Origin of the sequence: Serratia sp. PF-27 (assembly GCF_030053255.1) — a bacterium.
GTDB classification, from domain to species: domain Bacteria; phylum Pseudomonadota; class Gammaproteobacteria; order Enterobacterales; family Enterobacteriaceae; genus Serratia; species Serratia bockelmannii.
Genome location: NZ_JASGBT010000008.1, coordinates 23,953 through 44,637, shown reverse-complemented (window position 1 = coordinate 44,637; position 20,685 = coordinate 23,953). Strand labels below are relative to the sequence as shown.

Annotated in this window: 23 protein-coding genes; 15 read left to right on the top strand and 8 right to left on the bottom strand. The window is 53.5% G+C overall.

Annotated elements, in window-relative coordinates:
• Nucleotide 1 precedes the first annotated feature (1 nt).
• Both QMZ29_RS03680 and QMZ29_RS03675 read right to left on the bottom strand, forming a co-directional pair.
• Nucleotides 2-1,408, bottom strand: coding sequence for a YfcC family protein (locus QMZ29_RS03680; RefSeq protein WP_283216819.1), 1,407 nt, complete (start codon nt 1,406-1,408; stop codon nt 2-4).
• Nucleotides 1,398-2,177 carry an IclR family transcriptional regulator gene (locus QMZ29_RS03675; RefSeq protein WP_283216820.1) on the bottom strand — a complete coding sequence of 260 codons (780 nt, stop codon included), beginning with the start codon at nt 2,175-2,177 and terminating at the stop codon, nt 1,398-1,400. Before QMZ29_RS03675 ends, QMZ29_RS03680 begins: the two co-directional genes overlap by 11 nt.
• Nucleotides 2,178-3,131: 954 nt before the next feature.
• Here QMZ29_RS03675 and QMZ29_RS03670 point away from each other — a divergent pair.
• A complete protein-coding gene (locus QMZ29_RS03670; RefSeq protein ID WP_283216821.1) occupies nt 3,132-3,494 on the top strand; it encodes a hypothetical protein in 363 nt (120 codons plus the stop codon).
• Between the two features lie 224 nt (nt 3,495-3,718).
• Entirely contained in the window at nt 3,719-3,964 is a 246-nt protein-coding gene (locus QMZ29_RS03665) for a DUF2767 domain-containing protein (protein WP_283216822.1), read from the top strand.
• A gap of 10 nt (nt 3,965-3,974) precedes the next feature.
• Here the strand turns inward: QMZ29_RS03665 and QMZ29_RS03660 are convergent, their stop codons facing one another.
• Entirely contained in the window at nt 3,975-4,655 is a 681-nt protein-coding gene (locus QMZ29_RS03660; protein WP_283225718.1) for an SOS response-associated peptidase family protein, read from the bottom strand.
• A gap of 54 nt (nt 4,656-4,709) precedes the next feature.
• Between QMZ29_RS03660 and QMZ29_RS03655 the strand changes: the two genes are divergently transcribed.
• Nucleotides 4,710-4,955 carry a DNA polymerase III subunit theta gene (locus tag QMZ29_RS03655; RefSeq protein ID WP_283225717.1) on the top strand — a complete coding sequence of 82 codons (246 nt, stop codon included), beginning with the start codon at nt 4,710-4,712 and terminating at the stop codon, nt 4,953-4,955.
• Between the two features lie 211 nt (nt 4,956-5,166).
• Entirely contained in the window at nt 5,167-8,286 is a 3,120-nt protein-coding gene (locus tag QMZ29_RS03650; protein WP_283225716.1) for an MFS transporter, read from the top strand.
• 55 nt (nt 8,287-8,341) lie between these two features.
• On the opposite strand, the gene QMZ29_RS03645 is transcribed toward QMZ29_RS03650, so the two are convergent.
• Nucleotides 8,342-9,256 carry an Rpn family recombination-promoting nuclease/putative transposase gene (locus QMZ29_RS03645; RefSeq protein WP_283225715.1) on the bottom strand — a complete coding sequence of 305 codons (915 nt, stop codon included), beginning with the start codon at nt 9,254-9,256 and terminating at the stop codon, nt 8,342-8,344.
• 3 nt (nt 9,257-9,259) lie between these two features.
• Nucleotides 9,260-10,441: a conjugal transfer protein TraE gene (locus tag QMZ29_RS03640; protein ID WP_283225714.1), complete on the bottom strand. Its 1,182-nt coding sequence runs from the start codon at nt 10,439-10,441 to the stop codon at nt 9,260-9,262.
• 481 nt (nt 10,442-10,922) lie between these two features.
• Here QMZ29_RS03640 and QMZ29_RS03635 point away from each other — a divergent pair, with 481 nt between their 5' ends.
• The 5 genes from QMZ29_RS03635 (at nt 10,923) to QMZ29_RS03615 (ending at nt 13,970) form a co-directional block, all read left to right on the top strand.
• Complete coding sequence (locus QMZ29_RS03635) at nt 10,923-11,279, top strand: hypothetical protein (protein WP_283216831.1); 357 nt, start codon at nt 10,923-10,925, stop codon at nt 11,277-11,279.
• 40 nt (nt 11,280-11,319) lie between these two features.
• Complete coding sequence (locus QMZ29_RS03630; RefSeq protein WP_283216832.1) at nt 11,320-12,003, top strand: hypothetical protein; 684 nt, start codon at nt 11,320-11,322, stop codon at nt 12,001-12,003.
• On the top strand, nt 12,000-12,788 hold the full coding sequence (locus tag QMZ29_RS03625) for a site-specific integrase (RefSeq protein ID WP_283216833.1): 789 nt from the start codon (nt 12,000-12,002) through the stop codon (nt 12,786-12,788). Before QMZ29_RS03630 ends, QMZ29_RS03625 begins: the two co-directional genes overlap by 4 nt.
• Nucleotides 12,789-12,937: 149 nt before the next feature.
• Nucleotides 12,938-13,732, top strand: coding sequence for a ParA family protein (locus QMZ29_RS03620; protein WP_283216834.1), 795 nt, complete (start codon nt 12,938-12,940; stop codon nt 13,730-13,732).
• Nucleotides 13,719-13,970: a hypothetical protein gene (locus QMZ29_RS03615; RefSeq protein ID WP_283216835.1), complete on the top strand. Its 252-nt coding sequence runs from the start codon at nt 13,719-13,721 to the stop codon at nt 13,968-13,970. Before QMZ29_RS03620 ends, QMZ29_RS03615 begins: the two co-directional genes overlap by 14 nt.
• 202 nt (nt 13,971-14,172) lie before the next feature.
• Here the strand turns inward: QMZ29_RS03615 and umuC are convergent, their stop codons facing one another.
• From umuC to QMZ29_RS03600, 3 genes are all read right to left on the bottom strand, one after another.
• Nucleotides 14,173-15,447, bottom strand: a complete 1,275-nt coding sequence (umuC, locus tag QMZ29_RS03610) for a translesion error-prone DNA polymerase V subunit UmuC (protein WP_283225751.1) — start codon at nt 15,445-15,447, stop codon at nt 14,173-14,175.
• An 8-nt stretch (nt 15,448-15,455) separates the two neighbouring features.
• Complete coding sequence (gene umuD / locus QMZ29_RS03605) at nt 15,456-15,905, bottom strand: translesion error-prone DNA polymerase V autoproteolytic subunit (protein ID WP_241798757.1); 450 nt, start codon at nt 15,903-15,905, stop codon at nt 15,456-15,458.
• Nucleotides 15,906-16,074: 169 nt separating this feature from the next.
• Nucleotides 16,075-16,329: a helix-turn-helix domain-containing protein gene (locus QMZ29_RS03600; RefSeq protein WP_241798756.1), complete on the bottom strand. Its 255-nt coding sequence runs from the start codon at nt 16,327-16,329 to the stop codon at nt 16,075-16,077.
• Nucleotides 16,330-16,739: 410 nt separating this feature from the next.
• Here QMZ29_RS03600 and QMZ29_RS03595 point away from each other — a divergent pair, with 410 nt between their 5' ends.
• From QMZ29_RS03595 to QMZ29_RS03570, 6 genes are all read left to right on the top strand, one after another.
• The gene (locus QMZ29_RS03595) at nt 16,740-17,669 is read left to right on the top strand and encodes a DUF1281 domain-containing protein (RefSeq protein WP_283225713.1); all 930 of its coding nucleotides are present in this window, start codon (nt 16,740-16,742) and stop codon (nt 17,667-17,669) included.
• A 34-nt stretch (nt 17,670-17,703) separates the two neighbouring features.
• On the top strand, nt 17,704-17,946 hold the full coding sequence (locus QMZ29_RS03590; RefSeq protein WP_241799077.1) for a hypothetical protein: 243 nt from the start codon (nt 17,704-17,706) through the stop codon (nt 17,944-17,946).
• A 349-nt stretch (nt 17,947-18,295) separates the two neighbouring features.
• On the top strand, nt 18,296-18,940 hold the full coding sequence (locus QMZ29_RS03585; RefSeq protein ID WP_283225712.1) for a DNA methyltransferase: 645 nt from the start codon (nt 18,296-18,298) through the stop codon (nt 18,938-18,940).
• A gap of 17 nt (nt 18,941-18,957) precedes the next feature.
• Nucleotides 18,958-19,191, top strand: coding sequence for a YubE family protein (locus QMZ29_RS03580; RefSeq protein WP_241798825.1), 234 nt, complete (start codon nt 18,958-18,960; stop codon nt 19,189-19,191).
• A 439-nt stretch (nt 19,192-19,630) separates the two neighbouring features.
• Nucleotides 19,631-20,068: an antirestriction protein gene (locus QMZ29_RS03575; RefSeq protein ID WP_241798824.1), complete on the top strand. Its 438-nt coding sequence runs from the start codon at nt 19,631-19,633 to the stop codon at nt 20,066-20,068.
• A 47-nt stretch (nt 20,069-20,115) separates the two neighbouring features.
• Nucleotides 20,116-20,529 carry a hypothetical protein gene (locus QMZ29_RS03570; protein WP_283225711.1) on the top strand — a complete coding sequence of 138 codons (414 nt, stop codon included), beginning with the start codon at nt 20,116-20,118 and terminating at the stop codon, nt 20,527-20,529.
• Nucleotides 20,530-20,685: the final 156 nt, after the last annotated feature.

Here is a 20,685-nt window from a genome sequence, read left to right as displayed (position 1 = left end):
GTCAGTATCCCGTGTAAATTGCAAAGCTGAGCATGCCGATTGCCATAAGGGCATATATAAAGAAAAGAGGAAGAATGAATTTCGCCCACTGAGCCCAGCCTACCTGTGCCGCGGCCAGAAGCACTAACAGTCCGCTTGATGTGGGTGTTATTAAATTTGTCAGGCCGTGCCCCAGCAAAAAAGCAAGCACGGTGCTCTGGGCTGATACTCCTGATAACTGACCCAGCGGTGCCATGACAGGCATGGTCACAGCCGCCTGACCGGAGGTAGAAGGTATAGCAAAATCCAGTATTAGCTGAGTTGTAAACATACTGTATGCGGATACCAGCGGGCCGTGATTACTCACCAGATTAGACAGATTAAAAATAATCGTATCCAGAACCTGAGCTTTAGTGAGGACAATTTCAACGGCGGTTGCGAGTCCAATAAGTAAAGCTGCAATAAGCGTCTTCTTCATTCCTTCAACAAAAGCATCAGCGCATGCGTTAGCGCTCATGCCGGAGAATGCGGATATTACAATGCTCATGAAAAGATACCAGGCAGCAATATCATTGTTTTTCCAGTGCCATTTTTGCGCGCCAAAAACCATTGCAGCTACACCTGATATCAGCAGCAAAAGAAGCATACGCTGTCTGCCGGTCAGGGTCGTTTCGCCCCCTGTTTCCCGCTGATATGGCAGACAGCCGTGTCTGCGTATCGCCATAATCATAAACAGAACGCCAGTTATAAGAAAAATGATATAACCGCCAATTCTCAGAGGCATACCGCTAAACAGTGGCACGCCTGCCAGCGGCTGTGCGATGGTCAGCGCGTAGGGATTGGTAACTGAAGACATGTATCCAAGCTTTACAGAGATGGCGACTATCCCGAGGCCATAGATGGCAGGTAAACCTATCCGGGCTAAAAGCCCGACAACAAGGGGTACCAGCAGCAAGTATTCCTTTGCTAATCCCAGGAAGGTAGACCCTGCCGAAAAGCAGAGCATGAGCGCAGGCACAAGAACAATAATTCTGCCTTTGGTAATATAAAGTACTTTTTCAAGCCCTTTCATTATGGCTCCGGTCTGGTTAAGAATGCCGAACATCCCTCCAATAAACAGAACCATGATGATTAAACCGGATTGTTTAATTATTCCTTCCGGTATGGATCGAAGCGCTTGAATTATTCCAGCCGGCGAAGCTGATTGTGTATCGGGCTCTCCCGAAGACAAACCAAGAATATTTTCAGGCGTGCGGTTTTTATTAATAACGTGATATGTGCCGGCAATGATTTTTTTATCACTTCTTTGATATTCCCCGGAATCAATTATCCACGTCAGTACTACCGCCAGAATCAAGACAACAAGTAAAACAAGAGAAGGATTAGTATTCTTTTTTTCCTGTAATGCATTTTTTATTTCAGCAGTCATTTTCGCTCTCCAGATTGAGGGCCGTATACGCCCTCTCCAGGTGCTCTTTCGGACAGGCTAATTCAGCAGAGAGCTCGCATGAACAGGTCACAAGAGACTTTATGAACTGCCTCTCTTTATTCATCGCTCGCTCAGCAGGCGCACTAAGGCTCATAGACGCAACACACATCATATTTTCATCAAAAACCGGGACGGCAAACGCCCATATCCCCGGCGTTATAGCACCTTTGGTGATGGCAATATTTTTCTCACGAATGTTATTCAGATAATCCGTAAATCCGATGCCGTTTTCATTTTCTCTGATAAAGATTTCCTGCACCGCCTGTGGAGCAAATGCCAGAAGCACTTCGCCGGAAGCGCCCTCGCCAAGCCTTCTGCGATTTCCTGCACGGCTTCTTACCTGTAATGGTTGCATTGAAGCCCTTGACATAATTTGTACCATTTCATCATGCTCACGGACCCGGATCTGAAGATTTTCATCATGCATTGACTGCAAATGGTCGAGGATCGGACCTGCGAGCCTGACGAGAGTGTTCTGCTCTTTTGCGCTTCGCCCTACCACAAGAGCCTGATAACCCAGCCTGTAAACAACCGGTTCTCCGGACTTAACGATGTAATGCCTGTCTTCCAGCGTACACATAAGCCTGTAGACGCGGGATTTATTGATGCCGCTCACTCTGGATAATTCTGTAAGACCCATTGCGCCTTTTTCAGCAATGATATTCATCAGCCTGAGCGCGATATCCACACTCGCAACGAGATGTTCCATACTGCCTCTGCATGGTTTGATAGGCGAACCGTTGTTTCATTTTAATGGAGAACCAGACTCGCATATTGTTCATGCAGATACAAGAATGCACCGAAATACTAATTTATTTGTTCTTCTTGGTTTAATAATCTATTTTATTTATTTTAGTGATGTTAGATGATGGTTCAGTAAGCCATTTGCAGGAGTTTTAACTTTATTTAAAAAGCAATAATCTGAACAGGTTTTATAAAAAATGATGCCTGGATCAAGATATCAGGTTTTTTTATGTTTCATAACGCAAGAAAAACGTAAATGTGTACATCTGAATGTAGTTTCATCAGATTGCTGCAACGATCCTGTCACAAATCAATTTTGTGATTCTATCAGGTTACGAGTGTTTATCGTTCAGGGTTGGGTCTGATGTCGTGACGGTCTATTAAAGACATTTATTTTCAATTTCTACCGAATGCCTTTATATTCACCTGAATAATAAGATGGAAAAAATTATTCACGGATGACTCGGTTGTCATTTTACAAACAGGGGATTCAGAGTAAGGGGGAACCTTCTCCGGACAATAAATGCCGGAACGGGTTTGCTGACTTAAAAACGTCGATGCAGATCGGTCGCCGCACACGCTCTTGGTTAATGCATCAATGCGCCGGAGCATCTGCCTGTCTCGGGATATATCAATTCGCTTGATGCCGCCATCCCTTCCATTTTTATCAAACCAGGCCCCCTAAAGGATTGCTCCAGAAAGACGTGGTAGCGTACTGCTTCGGCGTTTTTATTTATTTCAGAGTATAAAATTTTCAACTCCGCAGGAACTGTCGCCAAACCCGCGCGTTTTATTACTAAACAGCATCGGTATCAGATCAGATATCCAGCCAGGACCGGCTGCACTACAATGCTTATTTGTGATCGTGGCCAGCATGCACTGCTGCCTGCGGATTTTTGATGAGTTCCTCTGAGGATGTATGACCGAGAACGAAGAAGCAGAGTTTGCACAGCTGATGGGTGTCGGAATAAAACAGTGCGTGGTGTGGTACCGCGATCAGGATTTCAGCCGGATGAACGAGGACGCGCGGGCGGAGCTGGAAAGTATCTTCAGCCCCGGCGACGAGTACGACGTCAGCGCCAGCCTGCAGATTGGCTTTAATATGATGATGATTGGTCAGCTGTGGGAGGACAGGCGCTTCATGGACTTCGCTGCCAGGGCCGCCCGCACGTCCTGTGACGGGAAAACCATGGGGAAACTTCCCGGAAAAATGGCCCTGAGGCAGCTGCTGGATGAAGTCAGCGAAGCGCTCAGAGAGCCCAAATTTTACGAGACTGAATAGCCTGATGAATGCCGGGGCCATCTGCTGCCCCGGATGACCGGTCAGGTGCGGAGCTTTATCCCGGTCCTGCGACAGCTGTACATTGTGCAAAAAATGTACTCACACCGCCTGCGGCGGTGTTATTCTGAGACTGAATCTTCTCAGGCCGCGGAAACCCCTTCCTGAGCCCCCGTTTCACTGAAAATACGCATTCATTATCAGATACGACGTCAGCAGGAGTCCTTATGATATTTAGTGAAGATGAAACCGACAAAGAAATTTATCACAACGCCTGCTTTGCGGCCGGCATGTGCTGCATGCAGCTCGCCAGCGAGGACGGCGAAATAACCCGGGAACGGCTGGCCACCGAGCTGATCCGTCTGCTGGGCGCCTGCATTGAGAAAAAGGACTTATGCCCCTCTTCACTGATTTTCGCGATTGAACAGCTGCGCGGCGAACCGGATGAGGAAGCAGAAGAAGCCCCCCGCTAGGCCAGACGCGTCAGCCATCACCTTCCGGGACGGGCACAACCAGCTCCCTGCCCTGATTATGAATGTTGCCCACCTTTCTGCTGACCGGATGCCACGCAAACGCCTTTTCCGGCAGGGCGGCGTCATGGGCAATTTCTTCTGCCCGCGAGGGCGACGTCTCCGGGCTCAGCCACTCACGGACGGCGTCAGGGGAAAGCACCAGCGGGCGCCGGTCGTGAATGTCGACCATGCCCTGACTGCTCGCCGCCGTCACAATGACAAACCCCTCTTTGCCGTGGTCCTCTCCGTAAGGCTGTTTACCGATCGCCGCAAAAAAGAGCGGGCGATCGTCCCGGTGGTGGATGAAAAACGGCTGTTTACCTTTTTCCTGTTTTTGCCATTCAAACCAGCCATTTGCCGGCACGACGGCACGTCCGTGGTGCCACAGGGGCTTAAACATCCGCCCGCTGGCCGCCGTTTCCCCGCGTGCGTTAATCAGCGGCTGTTTATCCCACCATTCCGGTCCGTACCCCCAGAAAACCGGATCGAGATGCAGCTGCTCCTCCCGGTCATTCAGCAGCAGCACCTTCGTGCCTGGCGCGACGTTATACCGCCCGATGGGCTCAGGGTCGAACGTGATTTCATCCGGTTTCAGGCCTAGCGCGTCAAAATACTCATCACGGCTGCTGTACTGCGCAAATCGTCCGCACATAGTCACCTCCTGCTGTAAGGATAGCGGGGTATACTGACGTCAGGAGGATTTCACATGTCACAGAATTTAGCCGCACGCAGCCCGGAAGAACGGGCGAAGGTTAACGCGGATCTGGCCGCCTCGGGCGTGGCGTACAGAGAGCGCCTGAATCTGCCCGTTATCCCGGCCGAAGCTGAAAGGCAGCAGCCGGAGGAGCTGCGCGAATACTTCAGGGAACGGCTGCAGTATTACCGCAATCTGGCCCTGCAGTACCCGCGGGGAACCGATCCGGTCTATCAGAAAGAACCAAAGGGGGAGTGACCCGGGATAAGGTCACTCAGCCTGCCAGTTCAGATTTTTGACATGTCCCGTAAACCGGGCTGCATGAAAATGTTATTTTGGCATCATCAGGGGAGGTATTATGGGATAGTTGACCCGATCCAGACCTTTCACAAACACGCAAGTTACTAAACATCACATCCTGCATATGATTTCACAGGGATTAAATTAAACCAAAAATAAAGGAGCGTATATGCTCGGGTGGGTAACAAACAAAACTGAGTATCTCGCAAAAAAATTTGTGCAAACAAAAATTCTACAAAATTCAATATATGCACATTTGAAATGGAACCCGCTGGAAAGACTTATAATCAGACTTTCATCTACGCCGGTTATTTCTGCATTTTGTCTGCTATGCGCAGCTCTTGTGATGCTTATAGCAGGTTTTTTGCTAAAGGTTCCCATAAGGGAATACCTGTCTTCCTTTTTTCCCTACCGTCACTCTGTTTTAGAGTGGCAGACTACAATTCTGAGTGGCCAGCTGACTATAATCGGTATTGTTTATCCGCTGGTGATAGGGCTTGTCAGCGTGGTCTTTCAGAAAAAATCTGACAGAAAAGTGGCACAGAGTGCCTATCAGCGTTATTCAGGGTTCATGCTGGCAGGGCTGAGCGGATTATTCCTGTCAGCATTTATTCTTTTAAGTGTCCCCGTCAGAATGATTTTTGGAGATTATCTCTATGGCATCGCCTGCCTGACAAGTGCTGCATGGCTTACCATTAACATTCTGCTTTCCGTCTGGTTTTTTATCGTCAGCCTGGAGGTTCTGGATGATGACAAGCGGCAGGCTGTTGTAAAAAGATATATTTCTTTTGGTATCGTCAGAAATCATGTTAATGAAAAAGTTGCCGCCTCGTTAAGGCTTAATCCTGTTTACCCCCAGACAATTTTTTCTAATCTTGAAATCAAGCTTGTTGATAATTCGGTTGAAAATCAGCACGTATCCGGGAAATTTCTGAAAACAGACGTACTAAGCCTGTATCATCGGCCATTCAGATTAGCCCTCAGGCTGATTAATAAACAGATGATTAAAAATGGCAGTGTTGGTCACCTCACAGTGGGAAACAATTACATAAGCGGTGATGAGGTGGACAAAAAGGTTCTTTTCAGTTTGCGCAATATTGATTCTGAAAGCTATCCCGTCAGGTTACTGAAAAAATGTTTTTACAAGGTAAAGGACCGGCGAAGCTTGTCAACATCCAATACTATCATGCAGCCTCTGACGGCAGATATATATTCGTGTTTGCGCGATTCAGATATTAACGGCTTCGATGATGCCTCTGGTGTTTTAATCGATAATTTCACGACTCTTTGTGAGTTGTACTATTTTCAGAATAATGATGCGCCGGATAACTTTTTATTACTTAAATCAGAACTATTCGAAATATCTATACAGGATGCGTTTTCTAATGAAATTTATTCTATTTCAGCGAAAGCAATGGATAAAATCGCAGAGTCAGAAAGGTTTTTTGAACTGTGCCTGTGGACCGGACTGCGCATACTCAATAACCGCAAGCTGTTAACTACTGCTGAGCTGGGTATATACATAGGGATCACCCGCTCTTTCTGGTCAACCTTAACAAGCTGGTACACTCAGAATCAGCCGCTCTCCAGTGTCACTCTCAGAACGCGCTATGACCGGTTATTAAGAACATTTATTAGCATCTGGGAACGTCATCAGGATGTAGTCAGTTCAAGGTTCTGTAATGCAGATGACGCGGAGCTTTTTGATTTCTTCTGTAAAGCACAGCTTCAGGACATTTCAGTGATGGTTATTGAGGCAATACAGACGCGCGATCGCGTGACCACCGATATGGCTGTTGACCTCCTTAACAGGTGGCAGCATTCCATGAATATTGACAGTCATTCGATTGAAAAATACAGCTACCAGGGCCAGTTGTTCAGTCCCGGTATTTTCATAATAAAACACATGAACTGTATAACTGACCGCGACTGGTTCAGCATTGCCTGTATGAATGCTCTGATCGACATGCGCATTTGCGTGAGCTTATATCTCACATCCAGAATGAAAGCACAGGATAAATTTATCACGCATTTCGTAAGATTAATTCTTCAGGGTGATCTCACTGACCAGACTGGTGGTTTAGAAACGAAATCAGAAAAAATAGATGACGGCGGAGAACTGATAAAGTCCCTGATACGAATTTGTCTGTGGACGTGGTCAGAAAAAATGGAAAGCCGCGCCTGGCTGACCGGGCTGGCGCGTCGAATGAGTGATTACGAAAAGCCGGATATGGTTTCAGGTCGCCTTTACAGTGGAATATATGATCGCGGGTTCATTGATATGCCCATGGCCTGGGCTCAGTTACTTCTGGTTGTGTCTGGAGAAAGCAGCCAGATAAGCAAAGACGTTAGAGAGGCCATTGAGGACGATTATATAACCTATCGTGAGAAGCAGCATCTTCTGGGTGTATTATCCGGCGTTCATAAGCAGCTGGAAACACTGGAATGCCCCTGTCATTTAAACGAAAACGAAATCGCTGTCTCAAAAGCTAATCTCAATAGCCTCCTTGGACAGCACATCGATCTTCTTAAGCAAAACCTGGATACCCAGCTGAAGGAGGCCGTCATCGATGCATCCCGGCTGGCTGTCACGGCTGCTAAAACTTCAGAATATCTTACCCGGCGCCTGCAAAAGCCCGTTCCGCTTTCTCTCTTCAGGCTTACCCGATTTGTGAAAAGTGCTGAGGGTTTCACGGAGCGGAGGCCCTCAGTCCACATTGAAAAAGAGTCTTATGCTGAGGGGATCGATGCAATAGCGGCGGCAAACGAAGGCGATTTCCAGGCCGAGTGCATTGTGAGCGATATTCAGCGTATCGCAGTACATAAACTCCTGCACTCAGCAGCGTCGCGACAAATCTTCATCGAAGATTTCAATATGCTGCTTGATAACATCAAAGCCTCATCTGATTTTTCACGTAAGTATGTTCTGGTAATGAGTAAGGAAATTTTCCAGCAGTATAATAATCTGATTTTCGCAGGCGCTGAACTCCAACGGATTATGAAGATAAACCGTGACGGCTCCAGAACTGTCACAACCCATAATGGCGACTGTCATATTTTCTTTATGCCGTTCGTTAACCAGCCGTGTTCACTGGTTGTTGATGAGGATTTTTTCAGTGCTCTCTCACTCAGGGAATTTGAGTCTGGCAACCTGGTGGAAATTACTTCTGAGAATGTCCGGAGCGACTCTGACAGGTTTGACCTCATTCTGATGTATCAGGCAGATATCACCTTTAAAGGTTCGCCATCAATCAGGATTGAACACCCGAAAAGATCTGATACCGATTAGGAAGGTTAACGGTGCCCTCAGGGCACCGTTATGACACAGAGAGGCGATGTCTCTGTCAATGGCGGATAAGACTCAGGTCGTTTTCGGTCAGCCCTGTCAGGCTGATAACGGTCTGGTTGTCCAGGCCCTTTTGCAGCATAGCCCGGGCAATTTTGATAGTCGCCTCACGTTCACCTTCGACGCGGCCCTGCGTCAGGCCTTTTTCCAGCCCTTTCTGCTCCAGTTGCTGTGCAATCGTCATCAGTTCGTCCTCATGCTGCGGCACTCTCTGTGCCAGGTTGCGTACGAAGGCTTCGGCGTCGTCGGTTTCGCCCGCCTGTACGAGGTAGTTTATCAGCGAAACCAGCTGCTGTCCCGTGAGGTGACCGGCCATCAGGGTGGCGGCCAGCCGGTCCAGCAGGTCGGTCAGGTCCCGCCGGTGGATATGCTTCTGCAGCAGGGTCAGCGCGGCCATGCTGCGGTGGTGCATGATCTCCTCGTCCGGGATCACCGTGACGTCGACCAGCGGGAACGGCGCGCTGTAGAGGCGCCCGGCCAGCGCCGGATCGTCAAACGCCTGCAGCCAGTCGGTGGAGTACGGGTACGGGCTGCGCTTCCCGGTATAGAACAGCACAGGAATGACCAGCGGCAGCTTTTTATGACCGGCATCCAGATGGCGCTGCATGGCGGCCACGGCGTAGCGCATCAGGCGGAACGCCATGTGGCGGTCGGGCGTTGACTGGTGCTCGATCAGCACGTGGATGTAGCCGTCGCCGGCGGCGGTCTTCAGGCTGTAGAGCACGTCGCTGTAGTAGGCGCGCAGGCTTTCCTCTACAAAGCTGCCGGATTCCAGCTTCAGGGTGCTGAGGTCACAGACGGCGCGCAGCTCTGCCGGCAGATGCAGCTCGATAAAGTCCCGGGCCGTATCCGGATGCGTCAGGAAGGCCTTGAATGCGGCGTCGTGGGGTACCGGCGTCGGTTTTTTCTTCATAAGCTATTTATCCTGTTCTGCAGCACTGCAGGTCCGGCCATCGTCATTTCTGTCTGCCGGGTCATCTGCGGAGCTGTGGTACCGGTTAAAACTGTCTTCCAGCGCCGCGCTGAGCGAAAAGTACTGTTCTTCACCCTGACCGCCATTCCACAGCGAGACCCTCCACCCTTCCGGATAGCTGGAATACTGGTTATACACGGGCTCAAATGTTTTCCCCGGCGTCCCGCAGTAAGCAGTAACGTACTGTCCGAATTTCATTTCCCGGTAATGAGCGGAGGATTTACCCAGCACGCTGCGGGGATCCCACCATTCAGCGCGGTTGAGGGCTTTTTCCAGCTGGTCGGGAAGGATACGGCCATGATAAATCCGGTCAAAAATGGCCTCATCGACCGAACAGCCGTGAAAACGGATCCCGCCTTTTCTGCTTGCAAGCTCGCTCAGGAACCTGAATACCAGCTTCAGGTCAGCGCGGCATTTCTCGTAGTTCCAGCGCTGAAATTCGCAGAACTCATACCGGCTGACGCTGGAATCACCTGCCCTGTTGCGGTACCGGAGCAGAAATCCCATGCCTAAGTGATGCTCGTTGTCGTCATGCTCCTCGGCTATTTTAAAGTCGACGCCGGCGTTTTTGACGGCATAGACATCAAGCTCGCCGTACCGGATGTTTCGCTCGATCACGGCGGCGGCCATGCTCTCAGGGCATTTGTACCAGTGAAGGCTCCGGGTTGGGTAGACGGCATTGCTTTTGGCACTGAGCCACGACGTCTGCACGCCAAACCAGCTGCTGACGGTGGCAAGGAGTTCCGGGGTGATGAGGTCGAGGGTGGCGTCGCGGGACTTCAGCTTGGACAGCGTGAAGCCGTGGCCGGTGAGCATGCGGCTCATCTGCAGCGGTTCAATGCCGTGGCTTTCAAACAGCAGCATCAGACGGTCGTACATGGTATCGATGCGGCTCTGATGCGGTGAGGTCTCGATGTTGACCACGCCGTCCACGATGATATTGATGAACTGTGAAACGGAAATGCCCAGCGCCTCACTCTGCGCCTGCAGGTAGGCGCGGGTCTGCGGCTTCAGCCGTATAGAGGTGACCTCTTTACGTCCGTCGTCTTCTTCTTCCATCTGTTTGACCGCCCGGTCATGTCCGCCGGTCAGCAGCGAGTGCAGAATTTTCGTCAGGGAGTGCATGCAGCGTCCTTTGTAGGTGTTTGTATTACACATTCGCATCATGAATCGCTTCAGAATGAAAGGCAATACATGCGCATACATTTAAAGCGAATCGCTCTCTGCCGACACGAACAGATCCGGAAAAGTATAGAACCGGATCATTCCTCTCCGTCGGCGGTTTTTCGCCCGAAATACTACATATAGTGGCTCGATCAGCTGCTCAGAGCACAACATACGGGATGCGTCAGGGAAGCGCCGGCAGGAAAACGGCGCCTGACCCGCCGCGACGGGCGCGCCACGCTTCCGGGAAAGTGCTATATTGGCAAAAAAGCGGATCCGGCGCAGACGGCGGTCAGGTAATTTAATAGAGTGTCTATATGTCTGCTTATTATAAAGTGAGGTATTATCGTTCAAGTTAAAACTTCCAGAATGAATCAATCAATAACTCAAAGTAATATTTACTTCCGTGACTACTAACCTTCAGGTCATAAAGGAGTTCAGGATGGGACGTGCCGTACCGTTAATAATTGGTCAGAAGGCATTTGCTTCCAAAAAAGCCGCCGTGGACTATTTCATGGGTCAGCGTGAGGAGCTTAAAGCCTCAGGCCCGGTAAAGAATGGCGAACTTTTCGGAGAGCTTAAGGCGCTCTATACGCGATATTGTGAGGTCACGCAGTGGGATCTGAGCAACAGGGTGATTTACGCGTTCAGCGTGGATTACGAACAGCGTAAGAACGGACAGGCCTGGACGTCACGCCTGTGCTACTGGGTGCAGTTTTCACCGAAGGACAGGCTGAGCTTTTCGGTCAGGGAAGCGGTGGATGCGATTACAAAATCTGGCACCACTGCACAACCGTAATTGAGGACGGGATTTAGCACTTTCAGGTGAGTATAAGTTTATGGTTGAGGGGATTTCGGTCTGGGTGCCGGTTATCAGCGCAGGAGCAGGTATCGTTGGTGCACTGAGCAGCCAATGGCTGTCGCATATTTTCATAACACGCCGTGAAAAGAGGGCGTCACAAGAAAAGCTGAATCGGGAGCGGTACTTTATCGGCACCGAGCTGGTCTTTCTGCTGGAGCAGTTCGCGGTGGGGTGCGCCGGCGTGACTAAGGAATTTGATTACACCTCCGGCGATAAAAACCCTCAGGTCTCCCGCCCCGTCCTCGATTACGCCGCTGTGACGGGGGACTGGCGTGCCCTTCCCGACCGGCTGATATACAGCATCCGCGAGCTGGCTGTCCTGCAGAAAGAAGCTGACAGATCCGTGGCCGTTTCACCCGGAAAGGACAACTCTTTTCATCATTTCGAAGTCGCCAGAGAGCGCCATTATCAGTATGCCCGGCTTGGCATCAAAGCAGTGATCATTGCCCGCCGTCTTCGTAATGAGGCTGGTTTTCCTGACACCAGACTGGACGCCATGCCCTGGTCAGCACAATGGGTGCTCTGGAAAGTCTGGCGGAATGAAAGACACCGACGGTCAGTCGAGGCCACTCTGCGGAGACAGGAGCTGGCCCGAATTGAGATTAAGAACGCAATGAGAAAACAAACAATGAATAACCCGCGCTGCGGAGACGGCCTATGATCACGTCTCCGATGAACCTCCCGGTTGTGGGACAGTTTCCGGCGCAGCAGCTGCCTGTGGCCATCGACTACCCCGCGGCGCTGGCGCTGCGCCAGATGGCCGCGCTGGTTGACGACCTGCCAAAGTACCTGCTGGCGCCGGAGGTCAGCGCCCTGCTCCACTTCATGCTCGACCTGCGCCGCAAAATGCTGTTCACCACGCTGTGGAACACCGGCGCGCGCATCAGCGAGGCGCTGGCGCTGACGCGGGGGGACTTCCTGCTGCGCCAGCAGTACCCGTTCGTGCAGCTGGCCACGCTCAAGCAGCGGGAGGACAAGGCGGAGCACCGGGCCGGACGCCGCGCCGCCGGCGTCGTGCCCCACCGCCTGGTACCGCTGTCCGACGCGCAGTACGTGACGCAGCTGGAGATGATGATAGCCACCCTGCGCATACCCATTGAGCGCCGGAGCGAAAAGACGGGGCGCACGGAGCGGGTGCGGCTGTGGGAGATTACCGACCGCACGGCGCGCACCTGGCTGAACGAGGCCACTGAAGCGGCGGCGTCAGAGGGGGTCAGTTTCTCAGTGCCGGTCACCCTGCACACCTTCCGGCACAGCTACGCCATGCACATGCTCTACGCCGGCACGCCGCTCAAGGCGCTGCAGAGCCTGCTCGGCCACAAGAGCGCGAAGTCGACGGAGATTTACACAAGAGTGTTTGCGCTGGACGTGGCGGCCCGGCACCGGGTGCAGTTCCAGATGCCGGGATATGATGCTGTGAATTTATTGAAAGGAATTAAAGGTTAACTTGCTGTAAATATTGATATAATCATAACTTAGTGTATATACATGAGTATATACATGAACATTATTTTGCATATACCTATGTATATACATTGACAGCGATCATCTATAAGTTAATATGCATATACTTTTGTATATACACGGTGGTGATTATGAAAAAGCCCTACATTATCTCTTTCGCTAATAGTAAAGGCGGTGTGGCCAAAACAACCAGCTGCATGTCCGTTGGTTGTTCATTAGCTTTGGCAGGCTATAAAACTCTGCTGATTGATTTAGATCATCAGGGAAATCTTAGTGATGATCTGGGACGTGGTGATGAGGATTACACCATCACGGACCTGTTTGCGGATCCTAAATTTGATATCAATAAGCTTATTTATTCAGCGATGGACGGTGAGGGCACGATTGCTAACCTAGATATCATACCTGCCGATATAACCCTTGCGGTTGAAGCCCGAAGTGCAGAAAGATTTCGCCATAGACTAAGCATTCTTGAAGAGGGTTTGAACAAGGTAAAAAATTCCTATGATTTCATCCTCATTGACCTTCGTCCTGCTATTGATTTGAGCATTGAAAACGCCCTGCTTATCACTGATAAAATTGTCATCCCTGTAGATATGGATAAGCGTGCAGTTAAAGGCATTAAAGATTTATTTCAGGTGGTTCAGGAAGTGCGAAGAAATGAGCCTTTTGTATATACACTTGTAAAGACAAAAGTAAACGAATCTCACTCCAAGATGAAAAAATCCATTGAGGGACTGATCGAAGAAGCCGGATATGTTGTAGCCAAGACCGAAATACGTCAGAGCGAGCTTTTTAAACAGGCGACCGATGTTCATCGTCCTGTAATGTTCTTCGCTAGAAATGAGCGTCCTTACAGAGATTATAAAGCTTTCACTCAAGAACTCCTGGAGCAAATAAAGGGGGCCGAAATTGGCAAGAAGTGATCGCATAACCAAAGGGGTTACCCGAGTTGCTGAGAAGCGCAACATCACAACGGGCAGACAGATGAACCTGCGGCTTACGGGTTTGGATGATGATGCTCTTTCTATGCTAGTTGAGAAAATGCAGGAATTACTTCCTCAGAAAAACATTACCCGTTCAAGAGTTTTACGCGCAGCCTGTTATTTAGATGATGATAAAATTCTCCAGAAGCTTGCTAACTTATTGATTGAAAACACGTGATAGACGTACTTGTATATGCAAGTGCATATACAAAAATTTAACTGTTACGAGTTTAGGAATGTTTTTTATGACAGGTATGTATATGCTTATGTATATACATACCTTACCGAAAAGTCTGACCATCTAAGTCATAAATGTATATGCAAAAACATATATATTTGTATATACAAACGCATATACAAATATTCGATAAAGATCTTTTTTACCTTACGTGTGCAACAGGGATGTCATCCCATCGGGTAGTCCACGCAGGTGAAAGCATCTCACGCTTCATTTTCCATTCGGTACTTATTCCCTGACCTGCAAACCACACGTTGCCCAGCCCGGACTGGTTAATGCCATCGAGCACCTTCATGAGCTGAGCACTGTTGGCCCGGGGCTGCGCATCGTCAAAGAGGCTGAGCTGGCTGACCCCGTTGGGGGTGAAGTCATCGAGCATAATGCCGGCCTTCATATAGCGCCGGTCATCAAGCCAGATACGGTCCAGGCTCCGCATGGCCACCTCAATGATGTCGCGCGTGTCCTGTGTGGGCAGTGGGAGTTTCTCACCGGCAGTGTTGCCATAGAAGACTTCGTTCACGGCGTGCGGTGACGTCCGGATGAAGACACTGATGCGCCGGCAGAACTGCCGTTCACCGCGAAGTTTCTCTGCCGCGCGCGTGGCGTACTGGCACAGCGCCTGCTGCATGGCCACCTTTGAGGTGATGCGCTCGCCGAAGGACCTGGAGCAGCAAATCTGCTGTTTGGCCGGAGGCAGTTCCTCTATCGGAATACAGGATTCGCCGTTCAGTTCGCGCACGGTTCTCTCCAGCACCACGTTAAAGTCTTTGCGGATGAGGGCAGGGTGCGCGCGCGCCAGCTGCAGGGCGTTGGTGATGCCCATGACGTTCAGCCTTTTTCCGATGCGCCGGCCCACGCCCCAGACCTCCTCCACGGGCTGATTGGCCAGCAGCGTTTCGGTGCGTTTCGGATTGCCCGGCGTGAGCGCCAGCACGCCGCGGAACTGCTTCCACTCCTTGCTGGCCCACTGCGCGGATTTCGCCAGGGTTTTAGTCGGTCCCATGCCGACGCCCACGGTCAGACCCGTGGTGGCCAGCACGTGCGCGCGCAGGCGCCGGCCAAAGTGCTCAAAGTCCTCGCAGCCATCGATGCCGGTCAGATCGAGGAACATCTCATCGATGCTGTACTGCTCGACGCGGGGTGTCATTTCCTCCAGTGCCGTCATTACTCTCGTGCTAAGGCTATGATATAGCTCGTAATTACTGCTGAAGACATGCACGCGCTCCGCAAAGTCCTGCGTTTTAATCTGGAACCACGGCGCGCCCATTTTAATGCCGAGCTTTTTGGCGCCGGCGCTGCGTGCGATCACGCAGCCGTCGTTATTCGACAGCACCACGACGGGCTTACCGCGCAGGTCCGGACGAAACAGCGCCTCACAGCTGGCGTAAAATGAGTTCACGTCTGCCAGGCCAAACATGGGCATGGTTACCTCCGGCGCGCGCGCGTGCTGTTAAACCACCAGGTGACCACGCCGAGCAGCTGCAGTTCCTCCGGATAAATCACCGGATAAGCCGGATTCATCGGCAGCAGCGCGAGGCGGGGCTGCAGCTGCAGCCGCTTGACCGTAAATTCACCCTCCACCTCGGCGATCACGATATCCCCGTGCGACGCCTCCTCGGCCCGGTCAACCACCATGACGTCGCCGTCATACAGTCCAAGGCCCTCCATGCTGCTGCCGCTGGCGCGCACGAAGAACGTGGAGGCGCGCCGGCGGATGCAGAGCTCGTTCAGGTCCAGCTCTTTTTCAACGTAGTCGGCGGCGGGGGAGGGGAAGCCGGCCGCGCACGGCTCTGCAAAAAGGGGGATGCGGACCCGCGGCGTTTTAACTGGGGGCCAGAACGGCGACAGGCCCTGAGCATAGGTGGCGTGTTTCATACTGCACCGCCCCCGGCCGGGCGCGGCTGAATCATCATATTTGTGCGCATAAATCCTCCTCTTAAATACTGTTTATACATACAGTATTAATGAGGCGGATTTAACTTACAAGCCGCACCGGCGGGTAATCCGCATATGTACCGCTCATCTGTATGAAAGCCGTCCGTTTTTATTTTGCGGCCGCGTCCCCGGTCATTTCCCGGAGCATCTTCATGAGAAGATCCTTGCTCAGCTGATCGGACTGCAGCGCCGGCATGATGTTGATAAGCGACAGGGTGACGGTGGCCATGGCCACCGCCCGCTTCACAGTTTCGGCGTTTTCGTAGTCCTTGTAAGTGCGCAGGCTGACGCCCAGCTCTGTAGCGGCCCTTTCACGGCTCCACATCAGCCCCTTGCGCCAGAGTCTCAGCTGCCATCCCGTCATGAGCGTTCTCTTTATCTGAAATGATGGACATTGTACTGCTATAAAAGTGCAGAAACTGCACTTTTTTTCGAGATTAATGTGCGGAAATATTCCTTCCTGTTAAGGCAGATGTCGCTGCGCTCCGTTTTTTAACGGCGTCTTCGCTTCGCCTGACGCCGGCTGTTGCCTCACCCCCCTGCAGGGCTTCATCTTTCAAAACTGCACCGTGCCTTCACCTTAGCCGGGCGGCCTCGCCAACAAGGGAAGCTGCGCCGACATACTCACCCGTTCCCCGCCGTGCGCGGGACATTCAGTCCGCTCCGGCGGCGCGTGCGGCTTCCGTTGTCGCCCCTGTTTGCTCAGCTGTTTGCCCGGCTTCCGTGGCGGCACGGTGCAGATGGCACCGTGCAACCCTTAACGGAGGAGTCGACATGCCGAACTGGTGTGCCAACAGGCTGCGGGTCACAGGCCCGGTAGAGGAAGTATCTAAGGTGAAGGCGCTGATGGAAGGGGGCGCTGGCGCGCCCGGATACGTGCGGGCTGCGGGGGAGGGGATCCAGCTTTTTCTGGCGGGCTGCGCCGGGCTGCTGCGCCCGACGGTCGCAACGGAATATGCGCCCTATCCGGCACTGACCGTGACGGCGGGCAGCGATACGCCGGAAAACCGCGCGTTTACGCAGTGGCTGGAACTGCTGCGCAGCGGCGCGGAGCTGACGCCGGAGACCTGCGAACGGCTGCACGCATTGTGGCTGGCCAGCGGCCTGCAGCGCATGACGTGGGCGTCCCTGACCGGAGAGCAGCGGACGGCGATTAGCGCGCTGTGGGAGAAAAAGAAGGGTGACTGGCACTGGACGATCAGCGGGCAGGCAGTGACTGACAAATGGGACGGACTCTGCCTTGAAGAGGCGCTTCCCCTCAGAACCCTGCCTTTCGACATGCTGCAGCTGATCCCGCCGCGCCTCGATGCTGAAATCAACGGCTATAACGGCCGCCTGCTTGAAGGCGTCCCCGACGGATTTACGGACACCGTCGACCGCTGCGGCACGAAGTGGCCACACGCGCACGACCTTAACCTGTCGTATTCCGGCGAAACAGTATTTAACGCCGACTTTGATACGCCCTGGTCGCCACCCTCACCTGAGGTAATGTGCGCCCTGACCGCCCGTTACGGCGTCACCGCTGAGCACTGGTATGCCGAAGCCGGCTGCGACTACTGCGGATGGGCGACCTACTCAGGCGGCCTTCAGCTGGATGAGCGCTGTGAGACGCTGGAATGGAGCGAGGAAGCGGATGAGGACGGGTACCGGGACGTGACCGGCCCGGAGTGGATTATCGATAACGTGGCCAGCTACGGCGGCTGAACCGGAGGCGGCGGGGCGACCCGCCGGATAAGCGATGAGAGCAATGACCGTACGGGAATTCAGGGCGCGGCTTGCCGCAGTTGGCGATGACGAGCTGTGCTGCGGCACCTTCTGGCTGGCAGAAGATTTTCTGTCCATTAAACCCTCCCTGACGCCGCAGGAGATTGCGGCGGCCATGGAGTATGCCGAAGACCATCATGATGCAAACGAGGGATTTAACTGGTGGCATCTGGAGATGGCCATCGATGCTGTCTTGCTGGAGAAGGGAGGGGCATAGCGTTGCCCGGTATGCAGCTGCAGATCCTCTGATGTCGCCGGTCACGGCGGCATCACTGCAGGAATGAAAAAAGGTTGTCGCTGCGCTCCGCCTTCATGCCGTCTTCCGTCCTGCGGCCGGAAGACGGCGGGCGTAAAGTGCCGTGCCCTCACGGTAGCCGGGCGGCCTCGCAAACAAGGTAAGCTGTCGCCGCCATCCTCACCCGTTCCCCGCCGTGCGCGGGACATTCAGTCCGCTCCGGCGGCGCGTGCGGCTTCCGGTGTCGCCCCTGTTTGCTCTGCTGTTCGCCCGTCTGTGTGGAGGTCACGGCACCACTACCGGTGCCCCCTTCATACACAGGAGCATCACTATGTCTCGATTCATGCACGGCGACAGCGTACAGGTTATGGGCGGCTTTCCGGACAAGAGCATTGATTTCATTCTGACGGACCCGCCGTACCTCGTCGGCTTTAAGGACCGTTCCGGCCGCTCGATTGCCAACGACGTGAACAGCGAGTGGGTGCAGCCGGCGAGCAACGAAATGTTCCGGGTGCTGAAAGACAACAGCCTGGCGGTGAGCTTCTACGGCTGGAACCGGATAGACATTTTTATGCAGGCATGGAAGGCGGCCGGGTTCCGCGTGGTGGGCCACATCGTCTTCACCAAGCCTTACGCCTCAAAATCGGCCTTCGTCGGCTACCAGCACGAAAGCGCCTACGTGCTGGCCAAAGGGCGCCCGTCGCTGCCGGCAAAGCCGCTGCCGGATGTGATGCCGTGGGAGTACACCGGCAACCGCCATCACCCGACCGAAAAGCCGGTCAGCGCCCTGCGGCCGCTGATTGAGACCTTCACACAGCCCGGCGCCATTGTTCTGGACCCGTTTGCAGGTTCTGGCTCGACCTGCGTGGCCGCCCAGGCGTGCGGGCGCCGCTGGATTGGTATCGAGCTGATGGAGCAGTACCACGCGGCCGGCCTGCGCCGCCTGTATGCCCACCGCGACGCCCGCGCGGCCTGATGAACGGAGAGAACACGATGAACGATCACACTATGCACACTGACAACGATACCCTGGCAGCCGACGTCGCCGACCTGGAAGAGTCGCTGTACGAATTTCATCTGCGCCTGCGCGACATGATTGCGCGGCACCTCTGGCACGGCGCCAGCCGCGAGCAGCGCATGGCCGGCCTGCTGATTGAGGGGATCGATAGCGACCTGGTTGAACTCTACCGGCGCGCGGCCGTGATACAGAAACACCTGAGGGCGTGACTGATTAAAAAACGAACGCCACTCTGCACCCCTGCCGGCGCACGGCAGGGCCGGTTTTATCCACAGGGTTCCGGGGCGGATATGCACCCCGGATGTGGACAAGACAATATGGATGTTGCTGCGCGCCTCATTGATGCCGCCTGCGGCGGGGGAATAAAAACCGTGCGGTCTGCGGCCGGTGCCGTGACTTCACTTTAGCCCGGCCGCTGCGTGTTCAAGAGCCGCAAGCTCGTCTCCTCCCCCGTTCGCACTCTCTCCGGCGCGCTTACTCCCGTCGCGCCTCCGCTCATGCTTCGCGTCTGCGCCGTCCGTAATCCCGCCTCCGTTCGCTTGCGCTGCGGCCTCGTCACCGCTCCTGAACACTCCGCTTTTCGCCGGGCTGTCATTCAGTCACGGCACAGGCCGGAACGGTTTACCACCCTGACTGCGGAGATTTCTGATGAATACTGCCACCCCTGCTTTTGAGTCCGCGCGCGTCCTTGACGGCTACGTGCGCCTGCGTTTCCTGCCCGCGCTCTTCGGCGACGATTTCATGCGCGCCGAAAACAACGTGTACCTGTACGCCGATCGTTACCTTGCGGACTACGACGGCGGCGTGTGGGACTTCGCGCAACTGCCGTCCGGCGGTGGCTTCATGAAACCCGCAGCGGAGGAAATCTGGCGTTTCGTTAACCCGGCAAACCACAGCGATGTGCGCCTGAGCAGCGAGGCGGCGGGCATCGTGATCACCTCTCTGGTGCTGAACCACCGCAGCTGGATGTATGACCGCCATGATGACACGGAGCTTTGCGCGCTTTACTGCCGCCGTCACCGCCAGCTGACCGACTACGCCTTTGCCCACCCGGAAGCCGCCGCGATTTTTGCCGCGCTGGACTGATTAACCCTTGGGGCGGCACGGGCCGCCCCGTTAACAGGAGAAAAAACATGATGCACGGTAACGTTAAAGAAGTGTGTGCCCACCTGATGGCGTCGTTCGGTGAAGACAGCCCGGTGGCTGTCCTGGTCTGGACGCTGGAAGACGTGATGGACAGCGCGGAATGCATGGATATCACAGAAAAAGAGGCGGGCAGGGTGCTGGAGTTCATCGCAGAGGATGGCGACCACCGCCGCTATGGCATCGGGCGGGACGAGGTACGGGACATACTGACAAACCTGCGCGAGGACGAGGCGCAGGCGCGGGAAGTCACCGTGTCCGCCCGCGCGCTGGCACAGGTGCTGCGCGTGGCGGGCGATTATATGCGGCTTGAGGATGCGCAGGGCGGAGAGGGAACAGCGGTTCGCCTCTTGCCAGAGGAACATGAGGCCATCAGAACAGTTATCGCGGCACTGGAAAAATAAGGCGGGACAGTGCAGGGCAGGGAAGCCCGGCGCCCCTTTCCGGCCGGAAAACCTTCCTGTCGCCTCCGGCGACCGGCGGCAGGCGTTGCCCGCTTCCGCGCCATCATGCATCTGAGTGAAGCTGACGAAATGCCCGGTTTTATGCGGGGAAATGCC